Genomic DNA, 14,811 nt, shown 5'->3' on the forward strand with positions numbered 1-14,811 from the left:
TTGACACTGCAAGCTGACGAATTGAGCCAAGAGTGCCCTCGAACATCTGATTACGTGCGCCGCGGCCCGTTTCTGGCGTATTCGGTTCCCACCCCCACCACGGTCACCGGGCCTGGCCGGATCACCCGTGCCGAGATCAGGTACTCGCAGGCCAGCCGGAACAGCAGCGTCGGAGAATCGTGCTCCCATCGCCCGCGCCAGTAGGAACTCGTCCAGCTCCTTGGACTCCAGCGGCCCGGCGGGCCGCCAGCCAGATACTGGGAGGCTAGTCGCGCATGCTCGGTGCGGGTCTTGGCGCGCTTGCCATATGAGCCGATCTCCATCTGTTCGGCGAGCCGGGCCACCGCCACCGGTGGTGCTGCCGTCAACCGGTCCGGCACGAACCCCAGCCACGGCAGCGTCGCACAACGCGACCGCCAGCCCCAAACGGTCCGCGGGACCGCGGCCACGTCCCGGACCCACGAATACCAGATCAGCCGGGGTCAGCGTGAAGAACCGGAACAACTCCTCCCGGCTGATCTCCGGAAACCCCCGCAGCAGCTCCAACTCCTCGTCCGCGAACACCCGCGTCGCCACGAACCCCAACCTCCAGCACGCCGATCAACCCTCATCGGCAGCCAAGCCAAGCACCAACCACCCAAACCCGCACCACGAACGCGAAAACCATTCCCTACCAGCCCACTACTCTAGTTTGCGGTGGAGCTTCGGAGCACGCCGTCGGGGTCGACGGAGTGGCTGAAGTCATCCCAATCCATGTTGGCGATCGAGAGTTGGATTTCAACGTCCAGCAGGGCATGCGGAGTGGCGCGGAAGGATCGTGGCTGGACGCGTTCTGGGTCGATCTCCACGACGAGCACGGGATGCTCTGGGGAGGCGAGTGTGACCGCGTCCACCGCTAGGAGGCGCTCATGCTTGGTGTGTGACAGCAGGGTGGCGAGCTCTTCACCCGTCCAGCCTTCGAACTCGGGTATGGCAACCAGAGTGGCATCGAGAACGACGTCGTCATCCCAGTATTCGCGGGGCATGGTGAGGTCGCGCCGGGTGGTCTCCCAGGCATGGTCGTCAGAGAAGTCGGTGCGCACGATCGGGGTGGAGTCGGCATTGAGCAGTGTCTCCAGGGCGGCGGGTGTGACCGTGCGTGGGAAGACGGTCATGACTTCGTCGCCGTGCTCGATCACGTGCTGGCCTTCGCGCCACAACACGGTGCCGTCATAGGCACAAAGCCGGACTTCGCCGCCAGGTACCACGATGAGGTGGTCTCCCGGACCGGCCAGTTGTTCGACAACGCTGCCGTCGTCGGCCCGGACCTGAAGGAATCCTTCGTTGTCGAGGGTCAGGCTGGCGTCCGCGGAGCGGGAGTTGGGCGCGCACCACAGTTGTATTCCGTCGGCGCGGAACAGTCTCGTTCCTTCACCGTTGCCTTCACCGGCTCGGTGGTACAGGACGGTGCCACCGTCGGCGGAGGTCAGGGATTGGTTGCGGAGCGTCTGTCCGCGTCGGAGGACGGCGCCGCGTGGCGGACTGTGCCCGGCTGCTGTGCAGGGCGCGTGGTGGTGAATCCGCCAGACGGCTGTTCCTGCGGCGTCCAGAAGGGCAAGGCTGCCGTCGTCGCGGACGGCGAGCCGCTCCACGCCCGCATCGGCGGTGTCTGAATGCCAGACCGGCGTGCCGCACGAGCTGCGCAGTACAAGGTCGCCACGCAGGGTCAAATCGACCCAACTGTCGCCGAGCCAGCTCGTGTCGGTCGCCCAAACCGGGGTGTGGGTGGCATTGCAGTAGAGCACCAGGTTTCCGTCATCGTGGTGCAACAGCGTGTGCGAGCCGGACGGCGAAGTCAGGGACTGAAGACGCAGACGCGACCCCAAGCCCATGACAGGTCCGCCGTAGTCGTATGACACAGCCGGTGGGAGCGTCACTGTCGTGCTGGCCGAGCTCTCGCGCCACAGCATGTTCCCGGCCTCGTCGACCAAGCAGAGATGACGGGCAGTGCCCTGTTTGGTCGGAACTCGCTGCCAGGTCAGCACCGTGTTGTCCCGCTCCAGCCATCGTGCCAGCGGTGGGCTGAGGAAGAAATGCCCCCAGGAGGTGCTGACACGAAGCGAACCGTCCGGTTCACGTATGACAGTGTCGGTCTCCACGCCCTTGGAGCGGTTGCGGTACAAGTAGCGTTTGATGGTGATGTCGGCGGCCGGCGCGGAACCCTTGAACGCCGACTGCGTATTCGATAATTCCTGCACGGCCCCTCTCAGCAACTACGACAACCCGCGGCGGGTACCCGCCGGCACACGATGAGACGACCATAGCCACTTCCCCACTAACACCTCGCCGCATCCAGCGACAACTGGTCAGACAGACCCACGCATATGCCCGGGAAGGCACCGGTGTGACGCGTGCCCACTCTCATAAACGACAGTTGTTACCGTTGTGCGCACCGGCCGATCCGGACCGGGAATCCGCAGGTCACGATTCGCAAAACTCCTCTCACCTCTAGTTTTGAGAGAGTTCTGCGAGACTTCTCGGTATGCCACTCGGACCCGATGAGGCCGCAGCCGCGGTCGAACGCCACCCCTGCCCGCAATGCGACGTGCCCACCGGATCCGCCTGCCGCACCCGCGCCGGGAAGACCGCCGCCAAGTACCACACCGCGCGGTTCATCCTCGTGCCCGCGCTGCGCGACGAACTCACCGTGCCCGTCCCCGCCGACCGGGGACCAGCCAAGAAGTGGACACAAGGCCCGGAGGTCGCCGCCGCGCCGAAGACGACCAGGGCGCCGATCCGCATCGGCTACGCCCGGTGCTCCACCGCCACCCGGGAACTCCAGTCCCAGCTCGACGCGCTCGCGGCCGCGCACTGCACGCGGGTGTTCTCCGAGAAGATCAGCAACCGCATCAAGATCCGCCCTGAGCTGGAAAAAGCGCTCACTCTCGCTCACGAGATCAAGACCGCCGCGCCGGACCAGCCGGTCATCCTCACCTTGCACGAAATGAAACGCCTCGCCCGCAACGCCGCCGAACTCAACCTGCATCTCGGAGTTCACCGCCTGCACGTCGCGCATGATCGGCCCAGCACCTCCGTTGGCGGCATGGGCCTGTCGGGCTGTTAGATGCTCGGCAGGTACTGCATCATCGCCTTGTCCTCGCGCTCGCGAAACCGGCTCAGCCCGGCTTCTCACCCACTACACGAATTGCCTCCGCCCGCATCGACACCACCGCGCGAGGCATTTTTCGCGCCGCCGAGCTCACCACCCGCCGAGTGAAAGTGCCGCTGATCACCTCGGCGGCCGGCAGGGCTGTGTCCTGCCTCTCCCGTGCGGGCGCGGCTGAATCGGTCCGGCACGCCGTCCACTGTGATCCGTGGCGGGCCCGCAACGGCACCGTCGCGCTGGCGATAGCATCCCGGCTAAGCAATCACCCGGCGAGCAGGAGAACGAAACCTCATGACCCAAGCTCCCGTCACCGTGACCGTTACCGGTGCGGCCGGTCAGATCGGCTACGCGTTGCTGTTCCGGATCGCATCCGGACAGCTCATCGGGCCCAACACCCCGATCAAGCTCCGCTTGCTGGAAATCCCGCAGGCGGTCAAGGCAGCCGAGGGCACCGCGATGGAGCTCGACGACTGCGCCTTCCCGTTGCTGCAGAGCATCGACACCACCGACGATGCCCGCACCGCATTCGACGGCACCAACGTCGCGCTGCTGGTAGGCGCCCGCCCGCGCACCAAGGGCATGGAGCGTGGCGACCTGCTGGAAGCCAACGGCGGCATCTTCAAGCCGCAGGGCGAGGCGATCAACGCCGGTGCCGCCGAGGACGTGCGCGTGCTGGTGGTCGGCAACCCGGCCAACACCAACGCGCTCATCGCGCAGGCCCACGCCCCGGACGTGCCCGCCGAGCGGTTCACCGCGATGACCCGCCTGGACCACAACCGGGCGCTGAGCCAGCTGGCGCAGAAGCTGGACGTGTCGGTCACCGACATCAAGAAGCTGACCATCTGGGGCAACCACTCCGCCACCCAGTACCCGGACCTGTTCCACGCCGAGGTCGCAGGCAAGATCGCCGCCGAGCAGGTCGAGCAGGGCTGGCTGGCTGACGAGTTCATCCCCACCGTCGCCAAGCGCGGCGCGGCCATCATCGAGGCCCGCGGCGCGTCGTCGGCGGCTTCGGCGGCCAACGCCGCCATCGACCACGTGCACACCTGGGTCAACGGCACACCCGAGGGCGACTGGACCTCGGCGGCCGTGGTCTCCGACGGCTCCTACGGGGTGCCCGAGGGCTTGATCTCGTCGTTCCCGGTCACCGCCCGCGACGGCAAGTTCGAGATCGTGCAGGGCCTGGAGATCGACGAGTTCTCCCGCGAGCGCATCGACGCCTCGGTCAACGAACTCGTCGAGGAGCGCGACGCCGTCCGCAAGCTCGGCCTGATCTGAGCCTCGGCAACAGCTGCGGGTGGGGCTGTCCCGGCCGACGGGGCGGCCCCACCCGTGTTAGCCGCCGGTAATTTGGTTGCCCGGATCGACCGCCTGGCAGCATCATCGGCCGCATGACGCACCCCGCGGAAGTGATCATCCTCGAATCGGCGGTGCTGCGACGCTGGCGCAGCGACGACCTCGCCGAGATGCACCACGTGGTCACCGAGGCACTGCCGCACCTGCGGCCGTGGATGCCGTGGGCCGCTTGCGACTACCCGGTCGAGTCCGCCACCGATTTCCTCGACCTCTGCAACCGCAACTGGCGCAGCGGTGATGCCTACACCTACGCCATCACCGTCGACGGCGCGATCACCGGCTGCATCGCCATGCAACGCCGTATCGGCCCCGGCGGCCTGGAAATCGGGTACTGGCTGCACCCCGGCCACACCGGCTGCGGACTAGCCACCACCAGCGCGGCCGCGTTGGTGGGCGAGGCGTTCGCGCTGCCGGGCGTGGACCACGTGGAGATCCGGCACGACGCGGCCAACACCGCCAGCCAGGGCGTGCCACAGCGCCTCGGTTTCACCTGCGTCGACCGCCGCATCCCCACCCGGAACCCGAGAACCTCCGGAGAGGACGGCATCGACGTCGTCTGGCGGCTGACCCGCCCAGCCCGGTGACGGCCGAGCTCACAACCGGCGCAGGCCACCGCCGCCGAGCGCGCGCCGCAGCAGGAATCCAGGCGGCGCTATGACCCGGTGCTATTCGGGCGGTCTCCCATCCGGGAGGGCTGCAGCAGCGAGATCGGGTTGCCGTCGAGATCGGTGAACGACGTCATCCGCCCCCACGGCGCCTCCTGCGGATTCCCGGCGGCCACACCCGCGGCGCGCAGCTCCGCGATGTCACCGTCCAGGTCGTCGGTGTGGAACTGCAGATGCACCGGTCCGCCGACACCGCGCCCGTCGATGCTGAAGTCCACCAACACGACCCCGGTCTGCGCGCCGGGCGGGGCAACCATGACGAACTGGCCGTGCGGACCGGCGAAGTCCACCACCAGCTCGAAACCGAGGACGTCGACGTAGAACTCGCAGGCCTTGACGTGGTCTGCCGCCGGCACCGACACGAACTGCAAGCGTGAGATGTGCATATCGACACCGTAAGCGGAAACCGCCCACCTACAATCCGAACACCAAATGCGGCCGGGACCAGGTGATCTCGCCCTGGACGGCACCAACGCCACTCGCCGGGCCTCCACCGACCGGTAGAAGCCGGCAGCGGATGTGAGACCACGTGCAGCACCCGCAAACCCCGCGCGGGCATCCCCGACGGGCACCCGGCCAACACCGCGCCCCTGCGCGGCATCATTGATGGCCATGAAGTCGAGCTCGCCCTCACCTTCGCCGCCGAGGGCCGGTACGATCATGGTGTAGGGGCCCAGCAGTTCGCCCGCCGCACCGCGGGCCACCCGCACCAGGTGCGACGTCAGGTACTCGGCGTCGATGCTCAGCCCGGCCACCAAGCGAGTGTCCGGTGACCGCCCGTACGACCCCATCGAGCAGATGACCGCAGGTCAGCCCGCGCTCGGCCAGCGCCGTGCCCGGCGGCCACTCCGGGGCGGGCGCGGCCAGCTGTGCGCGCAGCCCAGCGTCATCGAACAGATCCCCAGCGTGGCGGGAAACGCTGGCTGCCCGGCCTGGTGGCTGAGCCGCTGACGCAGTGTGGTCGCTGACTTGCCCGCCGCGGCGTCGTCCGGTCAGCTCGGCGACCAGTGTGTCCAGGGCGATTCCGGTATCGGCGAGCACCTTAAGCAGGGTCAGTGCAGTGAAGGGCTTGCCGACCGAGTAGACGTGCACGAGTGCGTGTCCTCCCACCACGGTCTGGTGCGAGCAGCATCGGCCCATCCGCCGGATAGCCGCACGACCTCCTCGCCGCCATGACGAACCACGAGCCCGGCGCCGGTTCCTGGCCGGTGGCCAGCAGCTGCGCGAACAGCTCGCCCACCTGGCGAACCGGTCGTCCCCCTGCGGGTTCCATCGGCCCCCGCCCCTCTGAGGTCCACTGTGGATCAGGCGTCGCGATCGCCATGTCGACCAACGACTGTAAGCAGACCACTCGGGCGATCAACTACTTTTCGTGTCCAAAAAAAGGGATGATCGGGTAGATTTCGCCGGTACGCTGGTGAGTCGTGCCCAATCCGTTCCGGCTCGTCCGCAATGGAAGCCTGTCCGGTGTGGCCGAATACGCCTACGGCACGGCGGTGCAACCCGACGTCCAACTGGTATTCGCCGCCGGCGCCTGCCCCTTCGACGAGGACGGGGAGACCGTGGCTATCGGCGATTACGCCTGCCCAAGCGCACAGATGATGCGCAACCTCGAAACCGCCCTCTCCGACGGCGGCCCCGCCCTTTCCGACGGCGGGGCCGCAACTGTCCGATGTGGTCAAGACCACCGTCTACGTGGCCTCGGCGCGGCAGGCCGACCTGGTGACGGCCTGGGACGTGGTGCGCGACCACTTCGGCGATCACGACCGCCCAGCACCCTGCTGGGCGTCACGGTCCTCGGCTACGCCCACCAGCTCGTCGAGATCGACGCACTGGCCGCTTGTACGCCTCCAGCCAGACCCGTAAGCGCCAACGGACGTGCACCAGCAGCCGCCTACGCCGACTCCACCGGTGGCTGCGCGGCCGCCCGCAGGGTCCGCAGCTCCTCCGTCGCCGCGTCCAGCTGCCGTTCGGCGCGTTCTGCGCGTGCCACGGATTGCGACTGCGCGTCCTGCATCGCCGCCATCCGCTGCGTCGCCGCGTCGCGCTCGGCCTGTATCCGCTCCGCGGATTCCGTCCGCAGTCGCTGCAGCTCTGCAGCCTGCTGTTCGCGCAACGCCACGAGCTCATCGCGCTGGCGCCGCGCCTCCGCACGCGCTTCCTCGGCTGCGCGTGTGAGCTCGTCCAGGCGCCCCTGCGCCGTCTCCGCCGCCTGCTCGGCTCTCGCCGCGCGCTCCAGCGCCGCCGCCTGCTGCTGTGCCGCCGAGTCCATCTGCCGCCGCGCTTGTTCTTGCGCCTTTTGAATTTCCGCCGCCGCGTCCTGCTTGGCCTGCTCGATGGTCTTGCGCGCGTCGGTGATCTGCCGGTCGGCTTCGCGACGGGCTGCCGCGATGGCGACCTCGGCTTCATTGCGCGCGGCTTCGATGTCCTGCCGCGCCTTCTGTTCGGATTGGCGAGCCTGTTCCACGGCATCATCCCGTTGCTTGCGGGCGCCTTCGGCGTCCTGCCCGGCGGATTCCGCGGCTGCGGTGGCATCTTCGGCCGCGGCCTCGGCGGCACTGCGGGCCTGCTCGGCGTCGCGGCGCTGCCGCTGGACGGTGGCCAGCGTTTGCTCGGCTTGCGCGATGCGGTGTGCGGCTTCGGCTTGGGCGGCCTGGATCTGCGCCTCGGCGGCACTGGGATCAGCGATCGTAGCGAGTTCGGCGATGCCGGCGCGCAGATTGCGGGTCAATTGCTCTGAAAGGAGCCGGTACTGGCGCAACAACTCCTCGGCCCGCAGCCGCGCACCGTCGTATTCCACGACCGCGACCGGCGACGCCTGGGCCTGTTCCTGCGCGGTCTGCAGGCGCTGCCGCTCCTTCCAGGCCCGCCACCGGGTGTGTTCGGGTAGGTCGCAGTACTCGGAAGGACGTCCCGGCCCGCCGGTGCGCACGACTTCCCGCGTGCAGCCGGGGAACCGGCACACCCCCTCGGCCTGTTCGTCGGACACCGCATCGCGCACCGGCTGCTCACCCATGGCCCGGGACGCTACCAACCGGCGGCGGACACTCGGGTGAACGCCATCACTGGTGGCGTTCGACCACTGCAGGCCCCGGCGATCACACCGGCGAAGAGAACTTCGCCCAGCTGCTGCTCATCGCCGACGCCGAGCAAGTTCCGGCGGCTTCCAGTTCGCCCCACCGGCCCAGCGCCACGAACTGCACCGGGCCGCGACCGGACCCGACCGGTTGGGGATAATGCCAGCAGAACACCTCGCGCCAGGAGATCAGCACGTTGTCCCACCAACACCAGGCCCTCCCCACCGCGGGCAGTCTGCATGCCGACTGCGCGAACTGCTTCGGACTGTGCTGCGTCGCACTGCCGTTCGCCGCTTCGGCCGATTTCGCGGTCGGCAAGGGTGCCGGGCAACCATGCACGAACCTGCTGGCGGACTTCCGGTGCGGCATCCATTCCCAGCTGCGTGAGCGCGGCTTCCCTGGCTGCACCGTCTTCGACTGCTTCGGTGCCGGGCAGAAGGTCTCCCAACTCACCTTCGACGGCCAGGACTGGCGGCAGGTCCCGCACACCGCGCGGCAGATGTTCGCCGTGTTCCCCGTGATGCGCCAGCTCCACGAACTGCTCTGGTACCTCACCGAGGCCTTGACGCTGCAGGCCGCCAAGCCAGTGCACGAGGACCTCCGCACGGCGCTGGAAGACACCGAACGCCTGACCCGCGGTAGCGCCGACGAGATCACCGAGATCGATGTCGCGGCGCTGCGCCAAGACGTCAACACCCTACTGCTGCGCACCAGCGAACTGGTGCGGTCCCAGGTCGCAGGCCGCAAGAAGAACCACCGGGGAGCCGATCTCATCGGAGCCAAGCTGCGCGGCGCCGGCCTGCGAGGCGCGAACCTTCGCGGCGCCTACCTCATCGCGGCCGACCTGCGCGGCGCGGACCTGCGTTCGGCGGACCTGATCGGCGCGGACTTCCGGGACACGGATCTGCGCGGCGCCGACCTCACCGGCGCGATCTTCCTCACCCAGGCCCAGCTCAACGCCGCCAAGGGCGACTCCACCACCAAGCTGCCCCCAGCGCTGTCCCGTCCCATGCACTGGTAGCCCGGACGACGTAGCGTTCGGCCGCGGGTTTTGGCGGGGTCAGCCGCCGACGGTGAGGTAGTCGGTGCCTCCGACGTAGACGGTGTGCCCGGTGTCGACCCGGGAGGTGGCGGCGACCGCGATCTGGGGGGCTTGAGAAACAACCGCGCCGGATCGTGCGGCAGCGGGATACCGCAGCACGAGTGACGCCCCCGGGCCCGTAATCTCGAGGATGTGGCGGTAAGGGCACCGTGCTTCACTGCTCTACCTGCTGGCCACATGGCTAATTGGGCGTCCACTATGGACCTGTTTCGCAAAGTGTCGCGAGTTAGCACCTGCTGCAATTGGCGGCGGAAGGAACGTCGGCATCGGCTCGTGCGCTAATCGATCTCCCGGCTCGTTGCCGCGTTGACCTGCGGTGACGCAATGCTGGAGTCTTCCAGGTCGTTTGGTGTCGATAGGCGCCGAGGAAGATCGACATCAGAGAAGCGAGACCCATGCTCGTTTCCCGTGGATGAGCAAGACTAGTCCGATTCAGTGATCCAGACCCTAAGTTGGGTCTGCGCTGACAACATGACTGGCACTCTCGCCGATACGGAGCCGACTAGGCGCCGCCCAGCAAACTTGGGGCGAGTCGGACTGAGGAACAACAAAGGAGGATCTGTGCGGATGCGGAGTAGGTCTACAGGGAAAATTGTGGCAACCACTGGGGCGCTACTCGTGTCTTTCGCATTGCCGCTTGGTTTCGCGGCGCCAGCCCAGGCTGAAAACGAAAGCGCAGCAATTCGCAGGGACAGCGTTTCCTGCACCAAGCCTGCAGGAAACAAAGTCAACTACTCCTGGGATAATAGCGGCTCGGCCAGCACAACCGTGTACTTCAACAATCACTGCTCACATCACGTGCGCGCTACGCTTCACTACACGAAACGCGGGGACAATCCGGAAATCATTGACTGCCTCAACACCAACGGTGGAACGAAGGGCCGGAAGAAGTTCGCTGCGGAGCCGCTGCCCGGCTACAAGCTAACGAATATCTCGAAGGGGTGCCCCATACCCTGATGCCCACTGATGCAATGTCCGGGCACCGATAACCGAAACCGAAAGGGCCGTCCACCAGGGGCCAGGCCCTTTCGCATGCTCCAGTTATGCCGGCCGACTCCGTTCAGTCAGGCCGGGCATACGGCGCGAGCAAGCAGGGTGCGTTAGTTGATCGCTTCCTCGTGGACTCGATCGCCGCGTTGCTGGCGCCGGCGCGCCGAATTCGCCGGTGCTGTCGTCGAGGACGAGCTGCGCACATACCGTCGGCCGTAAGCAAACCGCCTACCGAAACCACCCGCCCCGCGACAATGTGAGGAACATCGTGCTGACAATGCCCAGACATCACGACCTGCCATCCGCCTGGAAGGAGGATCACGGGTGCCTCGGCACCCTGAACGCCCGCGCCGACTCCCCGCGAAGGCAGATTACGCACGTGGGCATGGAGATCATCGCCCTGATCCGTCAACGCACCCACCTCGCCGCATTGGCGGCCGCCGCGCATCGGCTCGACCTCGCGAGCGCCCGCCACAGCCGCGTGCCCACAAAGCAGTCGGGAGACTCGGCGTGACGCACACACGAGCACACCGCGGTGCGGCTTCGGCGTCAGCCCACTCGCAGTGGCTGCCCACCCGCTACCGCGACGGCGTCTTCAGTCACGCGCTGGCGACTGAACACGAACGGCTGAGACTGCTCGAGTCCGTCCTCGACCCCCATACCGAGGACATGCTGAGCCAGCTGGGAGTCGGTCACCGTTGGCGATGCCTGGAGGTCGGTGCCGGCGCCGGCTCTATCGCCGTATGGATGGCCCGACAAGGCGCCTCCGTGACCGCCACCGACCTGGACACCACGTACCTGGACTGCCTCGATGAGCCGTCGATCACGGTGCGGCAGCACGACCTGTGCACCGACGATTTCCCATCCGAATCGTTCGACCTCATCCACACCCGATACGTCTTGACCCACCTTCCTGACCAGGACGAGGCGATCTCCCGGCTGGCCGACTGGCTCGCCCCCGGCGGCATACTGCTAGTGGAAGAGCCGGCGTTTTTTCCCATCCAGAACGCACCGCACCCTGCCTACCGGACGGTGACGCGCGCGTTTCGCGACTATTTAGAGGACACGGTCGGCACCCGAACCGATTGGGCCAGAAGCCTGCCTACGCCCCTATTCGGCAAAAGGCTCACCGGCATCGACATGCGGGCGCGCCTCCAACAGATCCGCGGAGACGACGCCGAGTCCCGGTGGTGGCGCCTTACTCTCGAACAGTCACGCCCCGGCATCGTTGCCGCCGGGCTGGCGCCGGACTCCTTGTTCGAGCGCGCCTACGCCCAACTGAGCGACCCAACCTTCCGGGACCTCTCGCTGGCCGTTTTCACCGCATGGGGCCGCAAGGAGTAACGCCCCCGGCTGGTCTGCCCCGGGTTCCCCAGAGGTAGATTCCTGGATTTGCGATCAACTGCCAGCCACTCAACCCGAGTAGTCTCTGCGTCGGTCGTCTTACCGAGTACGTGACAGCGGTTTCTTTACCCGGCCAGTGCTGCATCGCGTCCATTCGCGGTGCAGCACTGGCCAGACTGTGACGGCCTTTTTACACCGTCTGGTTCTCGCCAGGTCGACAAGCCCCGCTGTTGCTGTACTACTTCGGCAGCTGGGACAACCTGCTCGCCGAGGAATGCCGCTTCCACCGACACGACATCCGCACGCTCACCGGCCGCACAGCGGCGCTCCGGCATCTCATCCTCCCGCCGGAGTGCTGGAAGTAGTCGAGCGCGATGGCTGCGGCGGCGGTGTGGCCCGCATGCTGCTGAACGCGCGCAGGTAGACGTCCAGGTCCGTTGGCTCCATCAACTCGGCGTGCGCCTGCCGCAGTGCCTCATCGCCCAGGTCGCGGTCGTGCCAGTCGAAGCTAGGGAAGTCGGCCGCCACGGCCGGCGAGCATAGGCGTGTTGATCTTGTGGAAGCCGCGGCTTTTCCTAAACGGCATGGACCTGATCAGCGCAGCCGGTAGGTCCTGCCCTCAACGCCCCATTCGCCGAAGGGCGGGGACTGGCCGCGGTCGATAGCGCGGATCGACGGGCGTCCGATGTGGGCGAAGACGAGCCGGGCGACACCGGCGTGGGTGGCGCGTTCGGCGGTGTCCAGGGTCGCGGCGTGGCCGCCGACGCCACCGGCGAAGCGGATCGGCCGGTCCCAGCCGGCCGCGTCGGCGAACATAAGCTCCGCCCCGGCCGTCCAGTCGGGGAAAGCCCAGAACTCCGGTGCCCACACGGCGCGGTGGCCGTGGTGATCGATGAGGTAGCCGTAGGTGGGGTGCGAGGTGTGTTCGACCGGCAGAGGACGCAACCGGACCCCACCGGCCTGGTACTCGACCACCCCGGCGGGCACGCCGAGAGCGGCACTACGCCGCCGGATCGAAGGCATCAGCTCCGCACGTTCGTCGCAGACCAGCCAGGCATCGACGTGCTCACCTTCCTCAGCGGTGCCGCCGCCGTCGATGACCACCCGATGCCCTGCCCAGCGCACCGCAAGTCCCGCAGGGCGGTAGCGGGGCGAGTTCATCGCCCCCACACCCAGCAGCTTCAGGTCCACTCCTGCACGATCCTCCGGCCGCAACGTCCAGCGCACCCCGGGAGGCAATCAATCCAGGCGGCGTGGCCTGCGCCGAACGGTGCCCGGCGATCCAGGTCGGCCCGGTGGCCGGCCGGCGGGCATCGGGGTGATCCTGGTGGGAATGGGGACGTTTCACCAGCCGGCAGCCCGGCGGTCACCGGCGCATCCCGCCAGCGATCGCTGAAGGAGTTGCCGATGAGCACCGTGGTGACCACCGCAGCGGAACTCGCTGCGGCAACCGGCTCTGGAAGGACGTGATCGAGATGCGCGGAGTGATCACCGGCTCACCGGTGATCACTCTTCCACCAGCACCACGCTGCACGGCGGCACCTGGCAGTTCGGTGCGAAAAGCGTGCGGCTGACCAAGGACAACGTCCTGGACGGCCTCACCGTGCTGACGGCCGACGACGAGTGGCCATCCTCAACGACACCAGCGTCGCCGACCTCGGCACCCTCACCCTGCGCGAGCTGACCACTCGCGGGCAGGTGCTGCTCGTCGCCGACGAGCAGGTGCGTTCCGGACACATGCAAGGTGCGTTCCGGACACATGCAAGTCGAAGGCCTTCACGTGAAGTCCGCCGACGTGCGGGGCCGGGCACGACGACCACACGGCCGTCAGCACCCGCCCGGCGCGACGGCCTCGCCGTGCAGCGCCAGCCCAGCCCAGCCGAGCCGAGGAAGTCCACCTCTCGAAGGTCCAGCACCACCACCGCGGGCGCCTCTCCGCTCATGGCCTGACGCAGGTGGGCTTCCAGTACCTCGACGCGGCCAAGTCGACCTCCCCGCGCACCCGCAGGATCACCGCCCCGGGCCGGTCCTCCCGCTGCACGTCCAGGAGATCGTCCGGGTCGTGGTTCTCACTCACGGCGGTCACCTTTCACCTGGTCCGGCGATGCGCCAGCCGGAGTTCCACGCGGGGAACTTCTCAGCGAAGAGACTAGCAACGGCGGTCTGCCTTAGATCGCGCGCAGTGAAGACATCTACGGTAAAGACATCAGTAAAGCCAGACCCCGCCGCGCGGATGCGCGTGGCGTAGTACAAGATATGCCGACAAGGCGTTGGCAAAGTCTTGCGCTGTAACGCGCGGAAGGAAGCGCTACGAAGTGTTTCGCGAGGTCCCGGTACTTCCGATGGTAGTTCCCGCCGCGGCAGCGATCTTCCTGGCCATGCTGTGGTACCTGCACAGCCGCGGCCGCCTGTCGGTGCCACGTGCCGCCGTCGCGCTCGCACTCTGTGTCTACGCCGCCGGCGTCGTCGCGAACACAGTATTCCCAATCTATTTGAACAAGCCCGCCTTCACCCCGCAATGGAAGGTCTACTTCGAGCCGCTCGCGGACTATGGGGTCGGCGACGCGGTGAAGAACATCCTGGTCTTCGTGCCTGTTGGGATAATTGTGCCGCTACTCCTGACCAAAGCCTCCTGGTGGCGTGTGGTGGCCGTGGCAGCGGCGTTCAGTCTGGCGATCGAGCTGACCCAGTTCGTCACTGACAACCTCTTGGGCGGCGGCCATTTGGCCGATGTGAACGATCTGCTCTTCAATGTGATCGGCGGTGTGCTGGGTTTCGGCTTGTTCGCCGCGTTGTCTCGGGTGCCTGCTGTTGCTGTTTTTATCAACCGGTTCCGCTGGCAGTGATGCCGTTCCGAGTAACGGTTCGCGACGCTGTTGATCCTGGCGCGCGCCGAGCGGGGATGCGCGTGAAGACGCGGGATCCCTGCTACGAAGTGGTCTTCTCACAGATCAACTTCAAAGGGACCCCGCGTGTCTACGAGTGTCACATATACCGCTGTTCTGGAGGTATCCGAGGACAGCGTGTTGTTCCTGTTCGGACTGCTGCACGCCGAGCGTCTCCGGCGGGGTACCCGCAAGGGACGGCGTGCGATGGGGACCTACAAGCAGGCCGTTTTGGTGCTGCGATGGT

General features: G+C 67.1%; 19 protein-coding genes and 2 pseudogenes. 9 read left to right on the forward strand and 12 right to left on the reverse strand.

The features are described from left to right. Positions 1 to 50: 50 nt before the first annotated feature. From ACWDKQ_RS31855 to ACWDKQ_RS31865, 3 genes and pseudogenes are all read right to left on the reverse strand, one after another. Complete coding sequence (locus ACWDKQ_RS31855; RefSeq protein WP_450142476.1) at positions 51 to 449, reverse strand: DUF4158 domain-containing protein; 399 nt, start codon at positions 447 to 449, stop codon at positions 51 to 53. Positions 450 to 462: 13 nt separating this feature from the next. Next, positions 463 to 576, reverse strand: a pseudogene (locus tag ACWDKQ_RS31860) (hypothetical protein); the annotation flags it as partial. A 110-nt stretch (positions 577 to 686) separates the two neighbouring features. Further along, positions 687 to 2,237 (reverse strand): DUF6924 domain-containing protein, encoded by a 1,551-nt coding sequence (locus tag ACWDKQ_RS31865; RefSeq protein ID WP_450142477.1) that lies wholly within the window; start codon positions 2,235 to 2,237, stop codon positions 687 to 689. Between the two features lie 284 nt (positions 2,238 to 2,521). Here ACWDKQ_RS31865 and ACWDKQ_RS31870 point away from each other — a divergent pair, with 284 nt between their 5' ends. From ACWDKQ_RS31870 to ACWDKQ_RS31880, 3 genes are all read left to right on the forward strand, one after another. Continuing rightward, a complete protein-coding gene (locus tag ACWDKQ_RS31870; RefSeq protein WP_450142478.1) occupies positions 2,522 to 3,103 on the forward strand; it encodes a recombinase family protein in 582 nt (193 codons plus the stop codon). A 333-nt stretch (positions 3,104 to 3,436) separates the two neighbouring features. Beyond that, on the forward strand, positions 3,437 to 4,423 hold the full coding sequence (locus ACWDKQ_RS31875) for a malate dehydrogenase (RefSeq protein WP_450142479.1): 987 nt from the start codon (positions 3,437 to 3,439) through the stop codon (positions 4,421 to 4,423). 113 nt (positions 4,424 to 4,536) lie between these two features. Beyond that, positions 4,537 to 5,085 carry a GNAT family N-acetyltransferase gene (locus ACWDKQ_RS31880; protein ID WP_450142480.1) on the forward strand — a complete coding sequence of 183 codons (549 nt, stop codon included), beginning with the start codon at positions 4,537 to 4,539 and terminating at the stop codon, positions 5,083 to 5,085. A 68-nt stretch (positions 5,086 to 5,153) separates the two neighbouring features. Here the strand turns inward: ACWDKQ_RS31880 and ACWDKQ_RS31885 are convergent, their stop codons facing one another. The 4 genes from ACWDKQ_RS31885 to ACWDKQ_RS31900 form a co-directional block, all read right to left on the reverse strand. After that, positions 5,154 to 5,912, reverse strand: coding sequence for a VOC family protein (locus ACWDKQ_RS31885; RefSeq protein WP_450142494.1), 759 nt, complete (start codon positions 5,910 to 5,912; stop codon positions 5,154 to 5,156). After that, entirely contained in the window at positions 5,797 to 6,306 is a 510-nt protein-coding gene (locus tag ACWDKQ_RS31890) for a serine hydrolase (protein WP_450142481.1), read from the reverse strand. Before ACWDKQ_RS31890 ends, ACWDKQ_RS31885 begins: the two co-directional genes overlap by 116 nt. A 754-nt stretch (positions 6,307 to 7,060) precedes the next feature. After that, complete coding sequence (locus ACWDKQ_RS31895) at positions 7,061 to 8,182, reverse strand: hypothetical protein (protein ID WP_450142482.1); 1,122 nt, start codon at positions 8,180 to 8,182, stop codon at positions 7,061 to 7,063. A gap of 82 nt (positions 8,183 to 8,264) precedes the next feature. Continuing rightward, positions 8,265 to 8,438: a hypothetical protein gene (locus tag ACWDKQ_RS31900; RefSeq protein ID WP_450142483.1), complete on the reverse strand. Its 174-nt coding sequence runs from the start codon at positions 8,436 to 8,438 to the stop codon at positions 8,265 to 8,267. 1 nt (position 8,439) lies between these two features. On the opposite strand from ACWDKQ_RS31900, the gene ACWDKQ_RS31905 reads away from it, so the two are divergent. Next, on the forward strand, positions 8,440 to 9,264 hold the full coding sequence (locus ACWDKQ_RS31905; RefSeq protein ID WP_450142484.1) for a pentapeptide repeat-containing protein: 825 nt from the start codon (positions 8,440 to 8,442) through the stop codon (positions 9,262 to 9,264). 39 nt (positions 9,265 to 9,303) lie between these two features. On the opposite strand, the gene ACWDKQ_RS31910 is transcribed toward ACWDKQ_RS31905, so the two are convergent. Then, complete coding sequence (locus tag ACWDKQ_RS31910) at positions 9,304 to 9,444, reverse strand: hypothetical protein (RefSeq protein ID WP_450142485.1); 141 nt, start codon at positions 9,442 to 9,444, stop codon at positions 9,304 to 9,306. A 519-nt stretch (positions 9,445 to 9,963) separates the two neighbouring features. Here ACWDKQ_RS31910 and ACWDKQ_RS31915 point away from each other — a divergent pair. The 3 genes from ACWDKQ_RS31915 to ACWDKQ_RS31925 all read left to right on the forward strand — a co-directional run bounded on the left by ACWDKQ_RS31915 (position 9,964) and on the right by ACWDKQ_RS31925 (position 11,679). Beyond that, positions 9,964 to 10,302 carry a hypothetical protein gene (locus tag ACWDKQ_RS31915; RefSeq protein ID WP_450142486.1) on the forward strand — a complete coding sequence of 113 codons (339 nt, stop codon included), beginning with the start codon at positions 9,964 to 9,966 and terminating at the stop codon, positions 10,300 to 10,302. 412 nt (positions 10,303 to 10,714) lie between these two features. Beyond that, a complete protein-coding gene (locus ACWDKQ_RS31920; protein ID WP_450142487.1) occupies positions 10,715 to 10,849 on the forward strand; it encodes a hypothetical protein in 135 nt (44 codons plus the stop codon). Continuing rightward, positions 10,846 to 11,679, forward strand: coding sequence for a class I SAM-dependent methyltransferase (locus ACWDKQ_RS31925; RefSeq protein ID WP_450142488.1), 834 nt, complete (start codon positions 10,846 to 10,848; stop codon positions 11,677 to 11,679). Before ACWDKQ_RS31920 ends, ACWDKQ_RS31925 begins: the two co-directional genes overlap by 4 nt. 336 nt (positions 11,680 to 12,015) lie before the next feature. On the opposite strand, the gene ACWDKQ_RS31930 is transcribed toward ACWDKQ_RS31925, so the two are convergent. The 4 genes from ACWDKQ_RS31930 to ACWDKQ_RS31945 form a co-directional block, all read right to left on the reverse strand. Further along, on the reverse strand, positions 12,016 to 12,207 hold the full coding sequence (locus ACWDKQ_RS31930; RefSeq protein WP_450142489.1) for a hypothetical protein: 192 nt from the start codon (positions 12,205 to 12,207) through the stop codon (positions 12,016 to 12,018). 66 nt (positions 12,208 to 12,273) lie between these two features. Continuing rightward, entirely contained in the window at positions 12,274 to 12,870 is a 597-nt protein-coding gene (locus tag ACWDKQ_RS31935; RefSeq protein ID WP_450142490.1) for an MBL fold metallo-hydrolase, read from the reverse strand. Positions 12,871 to 13,185: 315 nt separating this feature from the next. Next, complete coding sequence (locus ACWDKQ_RS31940) at positions 13,186 to 13,416, reverse strand: hypothetical protein (RefSeq protein ID WP_450142491.1); 231 nt, start codon at positions 13,414 to 13,416, stop codon at positions 13,186 to 13,188. Between the two features lie 202 nt (positions 13,417 to 13,618). Then, on the reverse strand, positions 13,619 to 13,756 hold the full coding sequence (locus tag ACWDKQ_RS31945; protein WP_450142492.1) for a hypothetical protein: 138 nt from the start codon (positions 13,754 to 13,756) through the stop codon (positions 13,619 to 13,621). 238 nt (positions 13,757 to 13,994) lie between these two features. On the opposite strand from ACWDKQ_RS31945, the gene ACWDKQ_RS31950 reads away from it, so the two are divergent. After that, a complete protein-coding gene (locus tag ACWDKQ_RS31950) occupies positions 13,995 to 14,525 on the forward strand; it encodes a VanZ family protein (protein ID WP_450142493.1) in 531 nt (176 codons plus the stop codon). Positions 14,526 to 14,651: 126 nt separating this feature from the next. Beyond that, a pseudogene (locus ACWDKQ_RS31955) lies at positions 14,652 to 14,811 on the forward strand (IS5/IS1182 family transposase); the annotation flags it as partial.

This window comes from Saccharopolyspora sp. NPDC000995 (assembly GCF_053599315.1).

Bases quoted from the DNA above. Each gene is read 5' to 3' on its own strand.
- ACWDKQ_RS31895 (WP_450142482.1), bottom strand. From the start codon at position 8,182: ATGGGTGAGCAGCCGGTGCGCGATGCGGTGTCCGACGAACAGGCCGAG.
- ACWDKQ_RS31880 (WP_450142480.1), top strand. From the start codon at position 4,537: ATGACGCACCCCGCGGAAGTGATCATCCTCGAATCGGCGGTGCTGCGA.
- ACWDKQ_RS31875 (WP_450142479.1), top strand. From the start codon at position 3,437: ATGACCCAAGCTCCCGTCACCGTGACCGTTACCGGTGCGGCCGGTCAG.
- ACWDKQ_RS31890 (WP_450142481.1), bottom strand. From the start codon at position 6,306: ATGGGCCGATGCTGCTCGCACCAGACCGTGGTGGGAGGACACGCACTC.
- ACWDKQ_RS31870 (WP_450142478.1), top strand. From the start codon at position 2,522: ATGCCACTCGGACCCGATGAGGCCGCAGCCGCGGTCGAACGCCACCCC.